The sequence below is a fragment of the Streptomyces sp. NPDC003023 genome, assembly GCF_042888225.1.
GTDB lineage: Bacteria > Actinomycetota > Actinomycetes > Streptomycetales > Streptomycetaceae > Streptomyces.
The window spans coordinates 330421-349207 of the sequence record NZ_JBIAPL010000001.1; the positions used below are offsets into that span (position 1 = coordinate 330421).

Sequence of the window (18787 nt, forward strand, 5' to 3'; positions counted from 1 at the left end):
ACGGCGGGAGGCAGGTCTTCGCCTCCGCCCTTCCGGGCTCAGTTGAAGGAGTTCACATGCGGCGTGGCATAGCGGCCACTGCGCTGATTGCGGCGATGGCCCTCTCGGCGACGGCGTGCGGGTCGGGCGACAGCGGCGACACCGGCAAGAAGAGCTCGGGCGAGCTCAGCGGTACGGTCACCTGGTGGGACACCTCCACGGTCGGCAGCGAGGACAAGGTCTTCAAGAAGATCGCGGAGGACTTCACCAAGCTGCACCCGAAGGTCACCGTCAAGTACGTCAACGTGCCGTTCGGTGAGGCGCAGAACAAGTTCAAGAACGCCGCGCAGTCCGGCTCCGGTGCCCCCGACGTCATCCGCTCCGAGGTGGCCTGGACCCCCGAGTTCGCCGACCTCGGCTACCTCGCGCCGCTCGACGGCACCGCCGCGCTGAAGAACGAGGACGACTTCCTCAAGCAGGCCGCGGCCTCGACCGAGTACAACGGCAAGACCTACGCCGTGCCGCAGGTCATCGACTCCATGGGCATCTTCTACAACAAGAAGATCTTCAAGGAGGCCGGCGTCGAGGTCCCCAAGACCATCGACGAGCTGAAGACCGTCTCCGCCACGATCAAGGACAAGACCGGCAAGACCGGCCTCTACCTCCGCGGCGACGACGCCTACTGGTTCCTCTCCTTCCTCTACGGCGAGGGCGGCGACCTGGTCGACGCCGAGAACAAGACCGTCACGGTCGACAACGAGGCCGGCGTCAAGGCCATGAAGGTCGTCAAGGACCTGGTCACCTCCGGTGCCGCCAAGACCGACGCCACCGACGGCTGGAACAACATGCAGACCGCCTTCAAGGAAGGCAAGGTCGCCATGATGATCAACGGCCCGTGGGCCGTCGCGGACACCTACGCCGGCCCGGAGTTCACCGACAAGGCCAACCTCGGTGTCGCCCCGGTGCCCGCCGGCTCGGCCGGCCAGGGCGCCCCGCAGGGCGGTCACAACCTCGCCGTCTACGCGGGCTCCGCGAACCTGGACGCCTCGTACGCCTTCACCGAGTACATGACCTCCGCCGAGACCCAGGCCAAGGTCGCCAAGGAGCTCAACCTGCTCCCCACCCGCACTTCCGTCTACTCGCAGCCGGGCGTCGCGAGCAACGAGATCGTCGGCTTCTTCCGCCCGGTCGTCGACAAGGCCGTCGAGCGTCCCTGGATCCCGGAGACCGGCAGCCTCTTCGCCCCGCTGGTGACCGAGTACACGAAGGTCCTCACCGGCCAGACCACCCCGGAGAAGGGTGTGAAGGCGACGGGCGACGCCTACCGCAAGCTCCTCAAGGACTGGAAGTAAAGGAAAGGTTGGCCGGCTGATGGCTGTGGACACCAGCAGCCAGTCGGTGGCGAAGGCCGCGGGCGACACCGCCCGCGGCCGGAGCCGCGGTACTGGCAAGCCTGAGGGAAAGCTCCGGCGCTCCTTCTCCACACACTGGTACGCCTGGGCGATGGTCGCCCCGGTGACGATCGTGATCGCCGTGATCATCGGCTACCCGCTGTTCCGCGGCATCTACCTGTCGCTGACGGACGCCAACGAGCGCAACGTCGCACGGAGCATCGGCGTCAACGAGATCCCCGCCACCTACGAGTTCGTGGGTCTCGACAACTACACGGAGGCCCTGACCGGCGACCAGTTCCTCGGCACCCTCGGCTGGACGCTGGTGTGGACGGCGGCCTGTGTCGCGATCACCTTCGGCCTCGGCCTCGGCCTGGCCAACATGCTCAACCGCAGGATCGCCGGCCGTTCCTTCTACCGGATGCTGTTGATCCTGCCCTGGGCGGTGCCCGGCTTCGTCTCGGTCTTCGCCTGGCGCTTCCTCTACAACCAGGACAACGGCCTCCTCAACAAGATCCTCGCGGGCGGCGGCATCGACGCCGTGCCGTGGCTGAACGACCCCACCTGGGCCAAGTTCTCGGTGATCGCCGTGAACGTCTGGCTCGGAGTGCCGTTCATGATGGTCGCCCTCCTCGGCGGCCTGCAGTCCATCCCCGGCGAGCTGTACGAGGCCGCCGAGATGGACGGCGCGAGCGCCTGGCAGCGGTTTTGCAACATCACCCTCCCCGGACTGCGCTCGGTGAGCACCACCGTGATCCTGCTGAGCACCATCTGGACGTTCAACATGTTCCCGGTGATCTTCCTGCTCACCCGCGGCGGGCCCGGCGAGGCCACCCAGATCCTGGTCACCCAGGCGTACAAGTTCGCCTTCGAGATCAGCCCACGGGACTTCGCCCAGTCGTCCACCTGGGGCGTGCTGATCCTGGTCCTGTTGATGTTCTTCGCCGCGGTCTACCGGCGAGTCCTCCGCAAGCAGGGAGAAGTCTGGTGACCACCGCCGTGAACACCCCCCGCCGCGGCCGTCGTTCGCCGCTGGCCTCCGCAGGACTGCACGCCACCCTCGTCGTGGCGTCCGTGATCGCCGTCTTCCCGGTGCTGTGGGTCCTTTTGACCTCGCTCAAGCCCGCGAAGTACGCGATCACCACGGACTTCGTGAAGGAAACGACGTTCGAGAACTACACCAACCTGCTCGAGAACACCGAATTCCTCAGCTGGTTCGGCAACTCGCTGCTGATCGCGGGCCTCACCACCGTGCTCGGCGTCTTCGTCTCCGCCACCACCGGCTACGCGGTCAGCCGCTTCCGGTTCCCCGGCAAGCGCGGTCTGATGTGGACCCTGCTGATCACGCAGATGTTCCCGGTCGCCGTCCTGATCGTGCCGATCTACAACATCATGGCCACCATGGGGCTGCTCAACCAGCCGGCCGGCCTGGTCATCACCTACCTGACCATCGCCGTCCCCTTCTGCGCCTGGATGATGAAGGGCTTCTTCGACACCATCCCGAGAGAGATCGACGAGTCGGGACAGGTCGACGGGCTCAACCCGTTCGGTACGTTCTGGCGGCTCATCCTGCCGCTCGCCAAGCCCGGTATCGCGGTCACCGCGTTCTACTCGTTCATCACCGCCTGGGGCGAGGTCGCCTACGCCTCCGCCTTCATGGTCGGTGACGAGAACCTGACGCTGGCCGGCGGTCTGCAGAAGTTCGTCAACCAGTACGGCGCCCAGTGGGGCCCGATGGCGGCGGCCTCCGTGCTCATCGCCATTCCCGCGGCGCTCGTGTTCCTCTTCGCCCAGCGGCATCTGGTGACCGGTATGTCCGCCGGTGCCGTCAAGGGCTAGGGCCGTGACCGGCAATGTTTGCGCGACAGGGCAAAGCTTGCCGGGAGGGGCCACTGGGGCCGCTCGTTCGTCCGCGGCCCGGCAGGGCCCGGACGAACAGCCCCGACCACTCGTATGAAGCGGCGGCGCCGGTCCGCGCCCGACCCCCGGGCCGGCGCCGCACCCCACCCCATCACCTCCAGGGATGACATGACCCAGCACCTTGCTGCCCCCGCCGCCCCCACCTCCGGCACGCACACGGGCTGGTGGCGCGACGCGGTGATCTACCAGGTGTACCCGCGCAGCTTCGCCGACGGCAACGGCGACGGCATGGGAGACCTGGACGGCATCCGCAGCCGGCTGCCCCACCTGCGGAACCTCGGCGTCGACGCCGTCTGGCTCAGCCCCTTCTACGCCTCCCCGCAGGCCGACGCCGGTTACGACGTCGCCGACTACCGCGCCATCGACCCGATGTTCGGCAACCTGCTCGACGCGGACGCCCTGATCCGCGAGGCCCACGAACTGGACCTGCGCATCATCGTCGACCTGGTGCCCAACCACTCCTCCGACCGGCACGAGTGGTTCCAGCGCGCCCTGCGCGAGGGCCCCGGATCGCCGCTGAGGGAGCGCTACCACTTCCGTCCCGGCAAGGGCGCGAACGGCGAACTCCCGCCGAACGACTGGGAGTCCATCTTCGGCGGCCCCGCGTGGACCCGCGTCGAGGACGGGGAGTGGTACCTCCACCTCTTCGCCCCGGAGCAGCCCGACTTCAACTGGGAGCACCCCGCGGTGAGGGACGAGTTCCGCTCGATCCTCCGGTTCTGGCTCGACATGGGCGTCGACGGCTTCCGCGTGGACGTCGCCCACGGTCTGATCAAGGCCCCGGGCCTGCCCGACCTCGGCAAGCACGACCAGCTGAAGCTGCTCGGAAACGATGTCATGCCGTTCTTCGACCAGGACGGCGTCCACGACGTCTACCGCTCGTGGCGCAAGGTCCTCGAGGAGTACGGCGACGACCGCGTCCTCGTCGCGGAGGCCTGGACCCCCACCGTCGAGCGCACCGCGAACTACGTGCGCCACGACGAGATGCACCAGGCCTTCAACTTCCAGTACCTCGGCACCCACTGGGACGCCGCGGAGCTGCGCAAGGTCATCGACGAGTCGCTGGCCGCCATGCGGCCCGTGGGCGCGCCCACCACCTGGGTGCTCTCCAACCACGACGTCACCCGGCACGCGACCCGCTTCGCCAACCCGGCGGGCCTCGGCACGCAGCTGCGCGAGGCCGGCGACCGGGAGCTCGGCCTGCGCCGCGCCCGTGCCGCCACGCTGCTGATGCTGGCACTGCCCGGTTCCGCCTACGTGTACCAGGGCGAGGAGCTCGGGCTGCCCGACGTCACCGACCTGCCCGACGAGGTCCGCCAGGACCCGTCCTTCTGGCGGGCGAGCGGACAGGACGGGTACCGCGACGGCTGCCGCGTGCCCATCCCGTGGACCGTGGAAGGCTCCTCGTACGGCTTCGGCAGCGGCGGCAGCTGGCTGCCGCAGCCCGACAGCTGGGGCGCGATGAGCGTGGAGGCGCAGACCGGAGACCCCGGCTCGACGCTCGAGCTCTACCGCAGCGCGCTCGCCGTCCGCCGGGAGCAGCCGGGCCTCGGCGCCGGTGAGTCGGTCGAGTGGCTGGACGCCCCGGAGGGCGTGCTGGCCTTCCGCCGTGAGGGCTTCGAGTGCACCGCCAACACCACCGGTGAGACGGTCCGCATCCCGGTGCCCGGCCGCATGCTGCTCGCCAACGACGCGGTGATGGTCGTGGACGGCACGGCAGAGGTGCCCGCGGACACCACCGTCTGGTGGGCGGTGTGACGGTCCCCTTGCCTCGGGGCGACGGAAACGGCGCCCCGAGGCTCGCCGACCTCGCCCTCCAGGCCCAGGTCAGCGAGGCCACGGTCAGCCGGGTGCTGAACGGGAAAGCCGGCGTCGCCGCCGCCACCCGGCACAAGGTGCTGGCCGCTCTCGACGTGCTCGGCTACGAGCGGCCGACGCGGCTGCGGCAGCGCAGCGCGGGCCTCGTCGGCCTGATCATCCCCGAGCTGACGAACCCGATCTTCCCGGCGTTCGCCCAGGTCATCGAACAGGTGCTGGCGGGGCACGGCTACACGCCCGTGCTGTGCACACAGATGCCCGGCGGTTCGACGGAGGACGAGCTGGTCGAGCAGCTCGAGGAACGCGGCGTCACGGGCATCGTCTTCCTCTCCGGACTGCACGCCGACATGACGGCCGACCCGTCCCGCTATCTCAAACTGGCGGGCCGGGGCATCCCGTTCGTCCTCATCAACGGCTACAACGAGGCCGTGGAGGCGCCGTTCGTCTCTCCCGACGACCGGTCCGCCGCGCGGATGGCCGTGCGGCATCTCGTGGAACTCGGGCACGAGCGCGTCGGTCTGGCCATCGGGCCGACCCGCTACGTGCCCTCCCTGCGCAAGGCCGAGGGCTTCACCGACGCCCTGCAATCGATGCTGGGCCTGCCGGCGGACGACGCCCAGGGGTTCATCCAGCGCACGCTGTTCTCCGTGGAGGGCGGTCAGGCCGCCGCCGGCCTGCTGCTCGACCAGGGGTGCACCGGGATCGTCTGCGGCAGCGACCTGATGGCGCTGGGGGCGATCAGGGCGGTGCGGGCCCGGGGGCTCGACGTGCCCGGGGACGTCTCTGTCGTCGGCTTCGACGACTCGCCGCTCATCGCGTTCACGGACCCGCCGCTCACGACGGTGCGGCAGCCGGTGCAGGCCATGGCGACGGCGGCGGTGGACGCGCTGGTCGAGGAGATAAACGGAAACCCCGTGCAGAGGACGGAGTTCGTCTTCCAGCCGGAGCTCGTGGTGCGCGGTTCGACGGGTGCGCCACGGCGCTGAAACGTCTCGGCGGGCGCTCGGCGGGGTGGCGGTGGGGCGCGGTGGCGCTCTGCCGACGGGTGCGGTGACGCCGTGCCGGCGGGCGCGCCCCTGTGCTGCGGCCGGCGCTGTGCGCCCGTTGCCTGATGGCGCCCGCCGACCGGTGCGGTAGCGCCCGCTGTTCGGAAGCCCGGGACCTGCCCTGAAAGGGGCGGCGGGGGCTGTCGTCGGCCCCGGGCGTCCGGCTCGTGACGCTCCGGCCCGTCGCGGGCAACGCCTCTTCGGCTCGGGCCGGCTCATGACCGGCCCGGCCGGCCGGGCGCGTAGGGCTCCGGTACTGACCGGGGCCCCCGGCCGACCGGGCCGGAGTCGTGGTTGAACGTAACACCGCTGCAATGACTTGCGAAAGAGTTTGCGGCAACGAAACGGCCTCTTTCCAAGCCTGTCATCGGAGCCTGCCTGGAGGGTTGACCGGCGGGCGGTCGGGGCTTACGGTCTCGTCCGCAACGAGTTTCAGACTTCTTGCAGCAAGAAATCCAAAAGGCCTTGCGGGCACGGCGCGTTGCCGCACGAGGCTGCACCCCTCGCATCCGCACCTTCCTGTGAGCCCCAGGAGGAATCATGGCCAGCAGAACCGTGGCCGCGGCACTCGCCGTTGTGGCAGGAGCCGCCGTCGCCGTCACGGCCCCCACCCCCGCCCAGGCCTCCCCACCTGGCGACAAGGACGTCACCGCGGTGATGTTCGAGTGGAAGTTCGGCTCCGTCGCCAAGGCGTGCACCGACACCCTCGGCCCCGCCGGCTACGGCTTCGTACAGGTCTCGCCGCCCCAGGAGCACATCCAGGGCAGCCAGTGGTGGACCTCGTACCAGCCCGTGAGCTACCGGATCGCCGGACGTCTCGGTGACCGCGCGGCCTTCCAGAGCATGGTGAACACCTGCCACGCGGCCGGTGTGAAGGTGATCGCCGACTCCGTCATCAACCACATGTCCGCCGGTTCCGGCACCGGGACCGGCGGATCCTCGTACACCAAGTACAACTACCCCGGCGTGTACTCCTCGCCCGACATGGACAACTGCACCTCGCAGATCAACAACTACCAGGACCGGGGGAACGTCCAGAACTGCGAGCTCGTGGGGCTCGCGGACCTGGACACCGGCGAGGACTACGTCCGCGGGAAGATCGCCGGATATCTGAACGACCTGCTCTCCCTCGGCGTCGACGGCTTCCGCATCGACGCCTCCAAGCACATGCCGGCCGACGACCTGGCCGCGATCAAGTCGCGGCTCTCCCGACCCGGCGTGTACTGGAAGCACGAGGCCATTCACGGCGCCGGCGAGGCGGTCTCCCCGAGCGAGTACCTCGGCAGCGGCGACGTCCAGGAGTTCCGATACGGGCGCGGCCTCAAGCAGGTGTTCAACAACGAGAACCTCGCCTACCTGAAGAACTTCGGCGAGGGCTGGGGCTTCATGGAGTCGGGCAAGTCCGCCGTGTTCGTCACCAACCACGACACCGAGCGCGTGGGCGACACCCTCACCTACAAGGACGGCGCCAACTACACCCTGGCGCACGTCTTCATGCTGGCCTGGCCGTACGGCTCTCCGGACGTCCACTCCGGCTACGAGTTCTCCGACCACGACGCCGGTCCGCCCGGCGGCGGCCAGGTGAACGCCTGCTACAACGACGGCTGGAAGTGCCAGCACGCCTGGCGCGAGATCTCGTCGATGGTCGCCTTCCGCAACACGGCACGCGGCCAGTCCGTCACCAACTGGTGGGACAACGGCGGCGACCAGATCGCCTTCGGGCGCGGCGACAAGGCCTACGTGGCCATCAACCACGAGGGCACGTCCCTGACCCGCACCTTCCAGACCTCGCTGCCGTCGGGCACCTACTGCGACGTGCAGAGCGGCAACGCCGTCACGGTGAACGGCTCCGGTCAGTTCACGGCCACGCTCGGCGCGAACACCGCCGTCGCGCTGCACGCCGGCGCCAGGGACTGCACCGGCGGCGGCACCACGGACCCCGATCCGGTGAGCGCCGGCGCGTCCTTCGCCGTCGAGGCCACCACCGTCACGGGCCAGAACATCCACGTCACCGGAAACCGCGCCGAGCTCGGCAACTGGAGCCCGGCGAACGCCCCCAAGCTGGACCCGGCGAGCTACCCCGTGTGGAAGCTCGACGTGAACCTCCCCGCCGGCACGTCCTTCGAGTACAAGTACATCCGCAAGGACGCGGCCGGAAACGTCGTCTGGGAGAGCGGTGCCAACCGCACCGCCACCGTTCCGGCGTCCGGCAAGGTCACGCTGAACGACACCTGGCGCAGCTGACGCCGGCCTCCGGCGCCGCCGCGTGTCCCTCCCGGGGCACGCGGCGGCGCACCGGTGCCCCTCCCGGCAGAGCTTGCCGGGAGGGGCGCCCAGCACCACCCGTCACCCTCATCCAGGAGAGACCCGCCTTGATACGCCCCCGTGTCCCGCTGCGCACCGCGGTGGCCACCGCCGCGGCGGCGGCGACGGTCGCAGCGCTCGTGTCCGCCCTTCCGGCGGCAGCAGCGCCCAAACCGCCGAAGCCGCCGTCCGACAGAGCGCTGGCCGCAGAGCCCGCCCGCCACGACCTGACCCGTGAGCAGTTCTACTTCGTGCTGCCGGACCGTTTCGCCAACGGCGACGCGAAGAACGACCGCGGCGGGCTCACCGGTTCCCGCCTCGAGACCGGCTACGACCCCACCGACAAGGGCTTCTACCAGGGCGGCGATCTCAAGGGGATCACCGAGAAGCTGGACTACATCAAGGGGCTCGGCACCACCGCGATCTGGATGGCGCCGATCTTCAAGAACCAGCCCGTGCAGGGCGAGGGCAAGGACGCCAGCGCCGGCTACCACGGCTACTGGATCACCGACTTCACCCAGGTCGACCCGCACTTCGGCACCAACGCCGACCTGGAGAAGCTGATCGACAAGGCCCATGCCAAGGGCATGAAGGTCTTCTTCGACGTCATCACCAACCACACCGCCGACGTCGTCGACTACAAGGAGAAGTCGTACGGCTATCTCTCCGAGGGCGCCTTCCCGTATCTGACGAAGGACGGCGTGCCGTTCGACGACAGCAGCTACGCAGACGGTGCGGACGGCTCGAAGCGCTTCCCGCGGGTCGACGCGGACTCGTTCCCCCGTACGCCCGTCGTCCCCGCGGACAGGAAGGACCTCAAGGTCCCGGCCTGGCTCAACGACCCGACGATGTACCACAACCGGGGCGACTCCACCTTCGCCGGCGAGTCCGCGGAGAACGGTGACTTCGTCGGCCTGGACGACCTGTGGACCGAGCGTCCCGAGGTCGTCGAGGGCATGGCGAAGATCTACCAGAGCTGGGTGCGCGACTTCGACATCGACGGCTTCCGCATCGACACCGTCAAGCACGTCAACACCGAGTTCTGGACCCAATGGGCCACCGCGCTGGACGAGTACGCGGCGAAGCGCGGACGCGACGACTTCTTCATGTTCGGCGAGGTCTACTCCGCCGACCCGGCCATCACCTCGAAGTACGTGACCCAGGGCCGCCTCGACGCCACCCTCGACTTCCCGTTCCAGGACGCCGCGCGCGGCTACGCCTCGCAGGGCGGCTCCGCGGACAGGCTCGCGAACCTCTTCGCGCAGGACTACCGCTACACCACCGGCAAGGCCAACGCCTACGAGTCGGTGCCCTTCCTCGGCAACCACGACATGGGCCGGTTCGGCACCTTCCTGGCGCAGGACAACCCGAAGGCCGACGACGCCGAACTGCTGAAGCGCTACCGGCTCGCCAACGAGCTGATGTTCCTCAGCCGCGGCAACCCCGTCGTCTACTACGGTGACGAGCAGGGCTACACGGGAGCCGGCGGCGACAAGGACTCCCGGCAGACGCTGTTCGCCTCCAGGACCGCCGACTACCTGGACGACGACCGGATCGGCACCGCCCGTACGCACGGCGAGGACGCGTACGACACCTCGCACCCGCTGTACCGGCAGATCGCCGCGCTGTCGAAGCTCACCCGCGAGCACCCGGCCCTGCGCGACGGCGTCCAGGAGCAGCGGTACGCCGAGGGCTCGGTGTACGCCTTCTCCCGTACGGACGCCAAGACGCGTACCGAGTACGTCGTCGCCGTGAACAACGCCACCGAGGCGAAGACGGTGCGCATCCCGACCGGCTCCGCCGGTACGGACTTCACGTCGGTCCACGGGGCCTCGGGCACCGCCCGCAGCGGCACGGACAAGAAGATCGAGATCACCGTCCCGGCGCTGGGCTCCCTGGTGCTCAAGGCGGAGAAGCCGCTCGGCGCGCCCGCCGCGAAGCCCACCGTCACACTGAAGGCCCCGGCGGCCGGCGCGGCCGGCACCGTCGAGATCACCGCGGACGTCGACGGCGGACAGCTGAACCGCGTCGTGTTCGCCGCCCAGGCCGGCACCGGCGACTGGCAGGTACTCGGCTCCGCCGACCACGCCCCGTACAAGGTCACCCAGCACATCACCGCCCCGGCGGGAACGGCCCTGCGCTACAAGGCCGTCGTCGTCGACAGCGCGGGCCGCACCGCGAGCGCGACCGCGGAGTCGACCGCCGGCGCTCCCGCGGTCGAGCAGCCGCCGACCGCCACCCAGCGCGACTACGCGATCGTGCACTACAAGCGCACCGACGGCGACTACAGCGACTGGGGCCTCTACACCTGGGGCGACATCGCGGAGGGCGAGGGAACCACCTGGCCCGCGGGCAAGCCGTTCACCGGCCGCGACGCCTACGGCGCCTTCGCCCACGTCAAGCTCAAGCCCGGCGCCTCCTCCGTCGGCTTCATCGCCGTGAACAAGGACGGCGTGAAGGACACCGACGCCGACCGCACGATCGACCTGTCGAAGACCGGCGAGGTCTGGATCGAGCAGGGCGAACCCGAGGTGCTGGGCACCGCGCCCGAGGGCGCGTACCCGCCCCAGGACACCACGAAGGCCGTGCTCCACTACCAGCGCGCCGACGGCGACTACGCGGGCTGGGGCCTGCACACCTGGACCGGCGCCGCGAACCCGACCGACTGGAGCAAGCCGCTGGAGCCGGTGCGCACCGACGCGTTCGGGGCGGTGTACGAGGTGCCGCTCGCGGCCGGGGCGACCTCGCTCAGCTACATCCTGCACAAGGGCGACGAGAAGGACCTGCCGTCCGACCAGTCGCTCGACCTCAAGGCGAACGGTCACGAGGTGTGGCTGCTCGCCGGCCAGGAGAAGTACCTGCTGCCGCAGCCCAAGGGCGGCGGCGCGGCCCTCGACCTGACCAAGTCGGAGGCCGTCTGGATCGATGAGAACACCGTCGCCTGGAAGGGCAGCGACGCCGCCGCCTCCACCGCGCTGCTGTACTCGCCAGGCGGCTCCATCACCGTCAAGGACGGCGTGCTCGGCGGTGACCGCCAGGTGCTCCGTCTCAACAGGTCACAGCTCACGGACGCGCAGAAGGCGAAGTTCCCGCATCTCAAGGCGTACCCGGCCTGGTCCGTCGACCCGCGCGACCGCGACAGGGTGCGTGAAGCGCTGCGCGGGCAGATCGTCGCCGCGCAGTACGCGGCCACCGGCGCGGCACTGACCGCCACCGGGGTGCAGATCGCCGGAGTCCTCGACGACCTGTACGCGGCGAAGGCCACCGGAGCGGACCTCGGCGCGACCTTCGACCGCAAGGGCGTCCCGACACTGCGGCTGTGGGCGCCCACGGCCCAGCAGGTCTCCCTCGAACTCGACGGGAGGACCGTCGCCATGCGCCGCGACGACGCGAGCGGCGTCTGGTCGGTCAGGGGCGGCAGGAACTGGAAGGGCGACGCGTACCGGTACCACGTGAAGGTCTGGGCGCCGAGCGTCCAGAAGATCGTCACCAACAAGGTCACCGACCCCTACTCGCTCGCGCTGACGGCGGACTCGGAGAAGAGCATCGTCGTCGACCTGTCCGACAAGTCCCTCGAGCCCGAGGGCTGGTCGGCGCTGAAGAAGCCGGCGGCCGTGCCGCTGAAGGACGCACAGATCCAGGAGCTGCACATCCGCGACTTCTCGATCGCGGACGCCACCGCCGACCACAAGGGCACCTACCTCGCCTTCACCGACAAGGACAGCAAGGGCTCGAAGCACCTTCGGGACCTGGCCGGCGCCGGCACCTCGTACGTGCACCTGCTGCCCGCCTTCGACATCGGCACCATCCCCGAGAAGAAGTCGGACCAGCAGCAGCCGGAGTGCGACCTCAAGATCCTCGCGCCCGACTCGCCCGAGCAGCAGGCGTGCATCGCGAAGGCCGCCGCGAAGGACGCGTTCAACTGGGGCTACGACCCGCTGCACTACACTGTCCCCGAGGGGTCGTACTCCACGGACCCGGACGGCACGCGCCGCACGGTCGAGTTCCGGCAGATGGTCAAGGCCCTGAACGAGGACGGGCTGCGCACCGTCATGGACGTGGTCTACAACCACACCGTGGCCGCCGGGCAGTCCGACAAGTCGGTGCTCGACCGGATCGTGCCGGGCTACTACCAGCGGCTGCTGGCCGACGGCAGCGTCGCGACCTCCACCTGCTGCGCCAACACCGCACCGGAGAACGCGATGATGGGCAAGCTCGTCGTCGACTCGCTGGTGACCTGGGCGCGTGACTACAAGGTGGACGGCTTCCGGTTCGACCTCATGGGTCACCACCCGAAGGAGAACATCCTGGCGGTCCGTTCCGCGCTCGACGAGCTGACGCTCGAACGGGACGGCGTGGACGGCAAGAACATCGTCCTCTACGGCGAGGGCTGGAACTTCGGTGAGATCGCCGACGACGCCCGCTTCGTCCAGGCCACCCAGAAGAACATGGCCGGCACCGGCGTCGCGACCTTCTCCGACCGTGCGCGCGACGCCGTCCGCGGCGGCGGGCCGTTCGACGAGGACCCGGGAGTGCAGGGCTTCGCCTCCGGTCTCTACACCGACCCGAACTCCTCACCGGCCAACGGGACTCCCGAGGAGCAGAAGGCACGGCTGCTGCACTACCAGGACCTGATCAAGGTCGGGCTGTCCGGCAACCTCGCGTCGTACTCCTTCACCGACAGCCGCGGCCGCACCGTCAAGGGCTCCGAGGTCGACTACAACGGCTCCCCGGCCGGCTACGCCGCCGTGCCCGGTGACGCCCTCGCGTACTCGGACGCCCATGACAACGAGTCGCTGTACGACGCGCTCGCCTTCAAGCTCCCGGCCGGTACCTCTCCGTCCGACCGGGCGCGTATGCAGGTGCTCGCGATGGCGGCCTCCGCCCTGTCGCAGGGGCCCTCGCTCTCCCAGGCGGGCTCGGACCTCCTGCGCTCCAAGTCCCTGGACCGCAACTCGTACGACAGCGGCGACTGGTTCAACGCCATCCACTGGGACTGCCGTGACGGCAACGGCTTCGGGCGCGGACTCCCGCCGGAGGCGGACAACAAGTCCAAGTGGGGCTTCGCCGAGCCACTGCTCACCGCACCCTCGCTGACCGTGGGCTGCGCCGAGATCGACGGCACGTCCGCCGCCTACCGGGACCTGCTGAGGATCCGTACCGGTGAGCCGGCCTTCGGCCTGTCCACCGCGGACCAGGTCCAGTCGGCACTGTCCTTCCCGCTGTCCGGGAAGGACGAGACGCCCGGTGTGATCACCATGCGGCTCGGTGATCTGGTCGTGGTGTTCAATGCCACTCCCGAGCAGCAGACACAGCGGGTCGGCGCACTGGCCGGCACGGCCTACGCCCTCCACCACATCCAGCGCGACGGCTCGGACGCGGCCGTCAAGTCCTCATCGTACGAGAGGAGTTCAGGCACCTTCACGGTCCCGGCGCGTACGGTCGCCGTGTTCGAGCGCGGCTGAGGAAACGCGCTCGTCACCCGAGGTTCCCCGTCCCCTCACCCGTGTCGCTGTTGGGCCGAACGGGTGAGGGGAGCGAGGATGGAACCATGAGTAGGTACGAGAGGTACGACGCCACCGACGAGCAGTGGGAGGGCCTGGCCCAGGTGGTCCCGCTGCGCGGCCGCAACGAATGGCCGTCGCGGGTCGACCACGTCACGGCCCCACGGGAGTACGCCGCCACCGAGAACCGTCGCTTCATCGTCCTGCGGGTACAGGTCTTCGCCGACGCCCGCGAGGTGGCCGAATACCTCGTCGCCGGGATGCCCGTGCTGCTCGACCTCACCGGCGCCGACACCGATGTCGCCAAGCGCATCCTCGACTTCAGCAGCGGTGTCGTGTTCGGACTCGGCTGCGGCATGCACCGCGTCGACCGCAACGTCTTCCTGCTGGCACCCGTCGGCACCGAGGTCGAGGGAATCGCGGCCACCGCGGTACCTCATTCGTAGGAAGCTCCCGAAGGCGTAACGGTTCCGCGTGTGCGGCACTGCGTACCGTCCCGCTCATGAACGCGAACACGCTGGTCATGGACCCGCACACGCCGCCGGCCCGGGGGAGCGGCGCCCCGCTCGTGAACACGCCGCCCGGCGAGGCCCTCAGGGCCAGGCCCGCCGTCACGGAACTGCGGCTCTCCGCCTTCAGATCGCACCGCGCCGCCGCCTTCCCGCTCGGCCCGATGACGCTGTTCGCCGGTGCGAGCGGCAGCGGCAAGTCGAACGCGCTGCAGGCGTACGAGGCCCTGGCGCTGCTGGGCGCCGGGTGCGACCTGGCCGCCGCCTTCCCCGAACCGGCCGAATGCGTTCCCGAGCGGGCCGCGGCCGACCGGCAGGGGCGGCGGGGGTTCCGGATCGGCTGCACGGTCGACGGGCCGGCCGGTCCGGTCCGGCTCGACGTCGCCGTGCAGGTGGAGCCCCGCCTGCGGATCGTGGGAGAACGTCTCACGGGCGGCGGCCGCACCCTGCTGACCACGGCGCTGCGCGATCCCGCCAGGCCCGTCGTGGAGGCGGCCTGGCACACGGCGGGCTCGGCGAAGGTCACCCGCGGCCCGCTGCCCGACGACAGGCTCGGCACGGCGCTGCTGCCGCTGCGGGTCGCCGGCAGCACCGAGGCACAGTTACAGGTGCTCGCTTCGGCGGAGCAGGTGGTGGTGGCACTGCGGTCGGTCTTCGCCTGCGACCCGCTGCCGGAGCGGATGCGTGAGCCGGTACCGGCCGGGACGGGACGGCTGCGCCGCGGCTGCGACAACCTGGCGGCGGTGCTGCACCGCACGCGCAGCGAATGCGCCAAGCGGCACGCGAGGCTCGCCGCGGCGGCACGGGTGGGGTGTGCCGGAGCGGTGGACGATCTGCAGGTGGAGGAACTGGCGAACGGGCGGGTGCGCGCTCTGCTGGCGCGGGGCGCCCGCGGATCGACTCCGGTGGGGCGCCTCGGCGAGGGTGAACTCAGGTATCTGGGCCTCGCCCTGGTGCTGCTCACCGGGCCGGGGGTGCTGGCCGTGGACCAGGTGGCGGAGGTGCCGGTCGCGTACCAGTCGCTGACGGTGCTCGCCGACGGTTTCGACCGCAGCCTCGACCCCGAGCAGACCCGTCAACTGGTGGCCCTCGGCGCGGAGATGTGCGCACGAGGGCACATCCGGCTGGTGGGGACGGTCACCGACGCGGAGTGCGCGCGGGGGGTCGCCGGCGTGACGGTGGTAGACCTTGTGCTGTGACAAGAGACGACGGGCTGGATGTCGACGGGCTGCAGCGGCGGCTGGCCTCCTTCGCGGCGGAACGCGGCTGGGAGCCGTACCACACGCCGAAGAACCTGGCCGTGGCGCTGAGCGTCGAGGCGGCCGAACTGGTGGAGATCTTCCAGTGGTTGACGCCGGAGGAGTCGGCGCGGGTGATGGACGAGCCACAGGAGGCGCACCGGGTGCGTGACGAGGTCGCCGACGTGCTGGCGTATCTGCTCCAGTTCTGCGAAGTGCTCGGCATCGACGCCCTGCAGGCCCTGTCGGAGAAGATCGACCGCAACGAGATCCGCTTCCCCCGGAAGTGACAACCCGGGGCCGACGGAGGGGTTCAACCGGGCACGCGACAGCGTTTCGTCACTCTATGGAGTTGCTGAGTTATCCACAACGGCCTTGCTGTCCACAGATTTCCGAATTCCCCTGGCTTTTCGGCTCAATGGGCTTCACTCTGGGTAATGAACTTGGTAGGCAGTAAGTCGTACGAACGGGGGCGCGTACATGGATGCGGAACGGCTCGTCAAGGTATGCCGACATGCGCTGGCACAGAGCCGCGCGGTGCCGGACATCGTCGCCGAGGCCTGGCAGGCCCAGGCGCTCGCGCAGGCGATCGGCGCCCGGCTGGCGCTCAGCGGCCCCACCGAACTCAGGGGCGAGGCCAGAGGACTGGGCGAGATCGGCGGCCGCGGGTGCGGTGTGCTGGACCATCCGATGGTGCGCAGCGGCGTGGTCCGGGCCACTCAGCTGACCGAAGTCGCCGACCCCGAGGCGGCGTTGCTCGCTCTGAACGTGCTGCTCGGGGACGTCGGCATCGCGCTCGTCGGCGTCGCCTGCGCCACGGACGACGAGGGCCTGTACTGGCAGTGCATCGAGACGATAGACGCCGCCGACGAGTCGAGCGACCGGGTGCGCGGGATGCTGCGCCGGCTGGCCGAGCGCGAGCCGGAACGACCGCCTGAAACCGTCCGCGGACGCGCCGGTCCCTGACACCGGCCGGGGCCGGATCGAAGGACCGGGGAGCGTGCGAGCGGGTCGTCGGCCGACCGCGACGCGCCCTCGGCCGAAGGTGCAGGATGGAATCATGGATCTTCGAATCTTCACCGAGCCCCAGCAAGGCGCGAGCTACGACACCCTCCTGGCCGTCGCCAAGGCCACAGAGGACCTCGGCTTCGACGCCTTCTTCCGCTCCGACCACTACCTGCGCATGGGTTCCGCCGACGGACTGCCCGGGCCGACCGACGCCTGGATCACGCTGGCGGGCCTGGCGCGTGAGACCAAGCGCATCCGCCTCGGCACTCTGATGACCGCGGGGACCTTCCGGCTGCCGGGCGTGCTGGCCATCCAGGTCGCGCAGGTCGACCAGATGTCGGGCGGCCGGATCGAACTGGGCCTGGGAGCGGGCTGGTTCGAGGAGGAGCACAAGGCGTACGGCATCCCGTTCCCGAAGGAGAAGTTCGCGCGGCTCGAGGAGCAGTTGGAGATCGTCACCGGCCTGTGGTCCACGGAGGCCGGCAAGACCTTCTCGTACGAGGGCACGCACTACCGGCTGACCGACTCGCCCGCACTGCCCAAGCCAGCCCAGACCAAGGTCCCGGTTCTGATCGGCGGCCACGGAGCGACCCGCACCCCCCGCCTGGCCGCTCAGTACGCGGACGAGTTCAACCTCCCCTTCGCCTCGATCGAGGACACCGAACGGCAGTTCGGCCGCGTGCGCGCCGCGGCGGAGAAAGCCGGCCGCCACGCGGACGACCTGGTCTACTCGAACGCCCTGGTGGTCTGCGTCGGCAAGGACGACGCGGAGGTGGCCCGCCGCGCGGCGGCGATCGGCCGCGACGTGGAGGAGCTCAAGGCCAACGGACTGGCGGGCTCACCCGCGGAGGTCGTCGACAAGATCGGGCGCTACGCCGCCACCGGCTCCTCCCGTGTCTACCTGCAGCTGCTCGACCTCGACGACCTCGACCACCTGGAGCTCATCTCGTCCCAGGTCGGCTCGCAGCTGAGCTGACGTACCGGGAGCCGCCGTGAAACCCGCCCGTACCCTCGCCGCCGCCCTCGCCGCCGGGCCCGTCGTCCTCGACGGCGGACTGTCCAACCAGCTCCAGGCACAGGGCTGCGACCTGAGCGACAGCCTCTGGTCGGCCCGGCTGCTCGCGGACGACCCGCGGCAGATCCAGGCGGCGCACACGGCGTACGTACGGGCGGGCGCGCAGGTGCTCATCACCGCGAGCTACCAGGCGACCTTCGAGGGCTTCGCCCGGCGGGGCCTCGGCCGGGCCCAGGCGGCCGGGCTGCTGGAGCGCGGCGTCGGCCTGGCCAGGTCCGCGGCGGAGGCGGCCGGACACGACGTGTGGGTCGCCGCCTCCGTCGGACCGTACGGCGCCATGCTCGCGGACGGCAGCGAGTACCGCGGACGGTACGGGCTGAGCGTGCGCGAGCTCGAACGCTTCCACCGGCCGCGGATCGAGGCGCTCGCGGCCGCCGGTCCGGACGTGCTCGCGCTGGAGACGATCCCGGACACGGACGAGGCGGCGGCGCTGCTGGGGGCCGCCGAGGGCTGCGGGGTTCCGGTGTGGCTGTCGTACACCCTGGCGGGCGGCCGGACGCGCGCCGGTCAGGACGCCGCCGAGGCGTTCGGGCTCGCCGCGGGGCGTGACGAGGTGATCGCCGTCGGCGTCAACTGCTGCGACCCGCGGGAGGCGGGAGCCGCGGTGGCGCTCGCGTCGCGGGTCACCGGCAAGCCGGTCGTCGTCTACCCCAACAGCGGCGAACGGTGGGACGCCGCCGCGCGGGCCTGGCGGGGCGGCTCGGTGTACGAACCCGCCCTGGTCCTGGAGTGGTGCGCGGCCGGTGCCCGGCTGGTCGGCGGCTGCTGCCGGGTCGGTCCGGCGGAGATCGGCGGGCTCGCGCGGGTTCTGGCATCCCGGGCAGGGCCGGACGCGGAGACGGGCCCTGAGCCGGAAGCGGCCCCCGGCCCGGAGAGGGGCACCGTGCGGGGCCGGGAGCCGGGCACCGTGCGGGGGAGGGAGACGGGCACCGAGCGGGGCCGGGAGCCGGGTCCATGATGAAAACCCCTGGTCGGCGCGGCCCGAGCGGACGATA

Annotated in this window: 13 protein-coding genes; all 13 read left to right on the top strand. The window is 70.3% G+C overall.

Features of this window, described 5'->3' with window-relative positions:
• Window positions 1-56: 56 nt before the first annotated feature.
• The 13 genes from ACFYV1_RS01245 (at window position 57) to mmuM (ending at window position 18750) form a co-directional block, all read left to right on the top strand.
• The gene (locus ACFYV1_RS01245) at window positions 57-1331 is read left to right on the top strand and encodes an extracellular solute-binding protein (RefSeq protein ID WP_389393251.1); all 1275 of its coding nucleotides are present in this window, start codon (window positions 57-59) and stop codon (window positions 1329-1331) included.
• Window positions 1332-1350: 19 nt separating this feature from the next.
• Window positions 1351-2361, top strand: a complete 1011-nt coding sequence (locus ACFYV1_RS01250; protein WP_389393252.1) for a carbohydrate ABC transporter permease — start codon at window positions 1351-1353, stop codon at window positions 2359-2361.
• Entirely contained in the window at window positions 2358-3209 is an 852-nt protein-coding gene (locus ACFYV1_RS01255; RefSeq protein ID WP_389393253.1) for a sugar ABC transporter permease, read from the top strand. The genes ACFYV1_RS01250 and ACFYV1_RS01255 overlap by 4 nt, the downstream gene beginning before the upstream one ends.
• 189 nt (window positions 3210-3398) lie before the next feature.
• Window positions 3399-5048 (top strand): glycoside hydrolase family 13 protein, encoded by a 1650-nt coding sequence (locus tag ACFYV1_RS01260; protein ID WP_389393254.1) that lies wholly within the window; start codon window positions 3399-3401, stop codon window positions 5046-5048.
• Complete coding sequence (locus tag ACFYV1_RS01265) at window positions 5036-6094, top strand: LacI family DNA-binding transcriptional regulator (RefSeq protein ID WP_389393255.1); 1059 nt, start codon at window positions 5036-5038, stop codon at window positions 6092-6094. The genes ACFYV1_RS01260 and ACFYV1_RS01265 overlap by 13 nt, the downstream gene beginning before the upstream one ends.
• 600 nt (window positions 6095-6694) lie before the next feature.
• Window positions 6695-8398 (top strand): carbohydrate-binding module family 20 domain-containing protein, encoded by a 1704-nt coding sequence (locus tag ACFYV1_RS01270; protein WP_389393256.1) that lies wholly within the window; start codon window positions 6695-6697, stop codon window positions 8396-8398.
• Between the two features lie 128 nt (window positions 8399-8526).
• Window positions 8527-13923 carry a pullulanase-type alpha-1,6-glucosidase gene (pulA, locus tag ACFYV1_RS01275; RefSeq protein ID WP_389393257.1) on the top strand — a complete coding sequence of 1799 codons (5397 nt, stop codon included), beginning with the start codon at window positions 8527-8529 and terminating at the stop codon, window positions 13921-13923.
• Window positions 13924-14009: 86 nt separating this feature from the next.
• On the top strand, window positions 14010-14408 hold the full coding sequence (locus ACFYV1_RS01280) for a cell division protein SepF (protein WP_389393258.1): 399 nt from the start codon (window positions 14010-14012) through the stop codon (window positions 14406-14408).
• A 56-nt stretch (window positions 14409-14464) separates the two neighbouring features.
• A complete protein-coding gene (locus ACFYV1_RS01285; RefSeq protein WP_389393259.1) occupies window positions 14465-15670 on the top strand; it encodes an AAA family ATPase in 1206 nt (401 codons plus the stop codon).
• On the top strand, window positions 15667-15999 hold the full coding sequence (locus ACFYV1_RS01290; RefSeq protein ID WP_389393260.1) for a nucleotide pyrophosphohydrolase: 333 nt from the start codon (window positions 15667-15669) through the stop codon (window positions 15997-15999). Before ACFYV1_RS01285 ends, ACFYV1_RS01290 begins: the two co-directional genes overlap by 4 nt.
• Window positions 16000-16189: 190 nt before the next feature.
• On the top strand, window positions 16190-16675 hold the full coding sequence (locus tag ACFYV1_RS01295; protein ID WP_389393261.1) for a DUF6099 family protein: 486 nt from the start codon (window positions 16190-16192) through the stop codon (window positions 16673-16675).
• Window positions 16676-16769: 94 nt separating this feature from the next.
• The gene (locus ACFYV1_RS01300) at window positions 16770-17693 is read left to right on the top strand and encodes an LLM class F420-dependent oxidoreductase (protein WP_389393262.1); all 924 of its coding nucleotides are present in this window, start codon (window positions 16770-16772) and stop codon (window positions 17691-17693) included.
• Between the two features lie 16 nt (window positions 17694-17709).
• Window positions 17710-18750 carry a homocysteine S-methyltransferase gene (mmuM, locus tag ACFYV1_RS01305; RefSeq protein WP_389393263.1) on the top strand — a complete coding sequence of 347 codons (1041 nt, stop codon included), beginning with the start codon at window positions 17710-17712 and terminating at the stop codon, window positions 18748-18750.
• The last annotated feature ends 37 nt before the right edge of the window (window positions 18751-18787 follow it).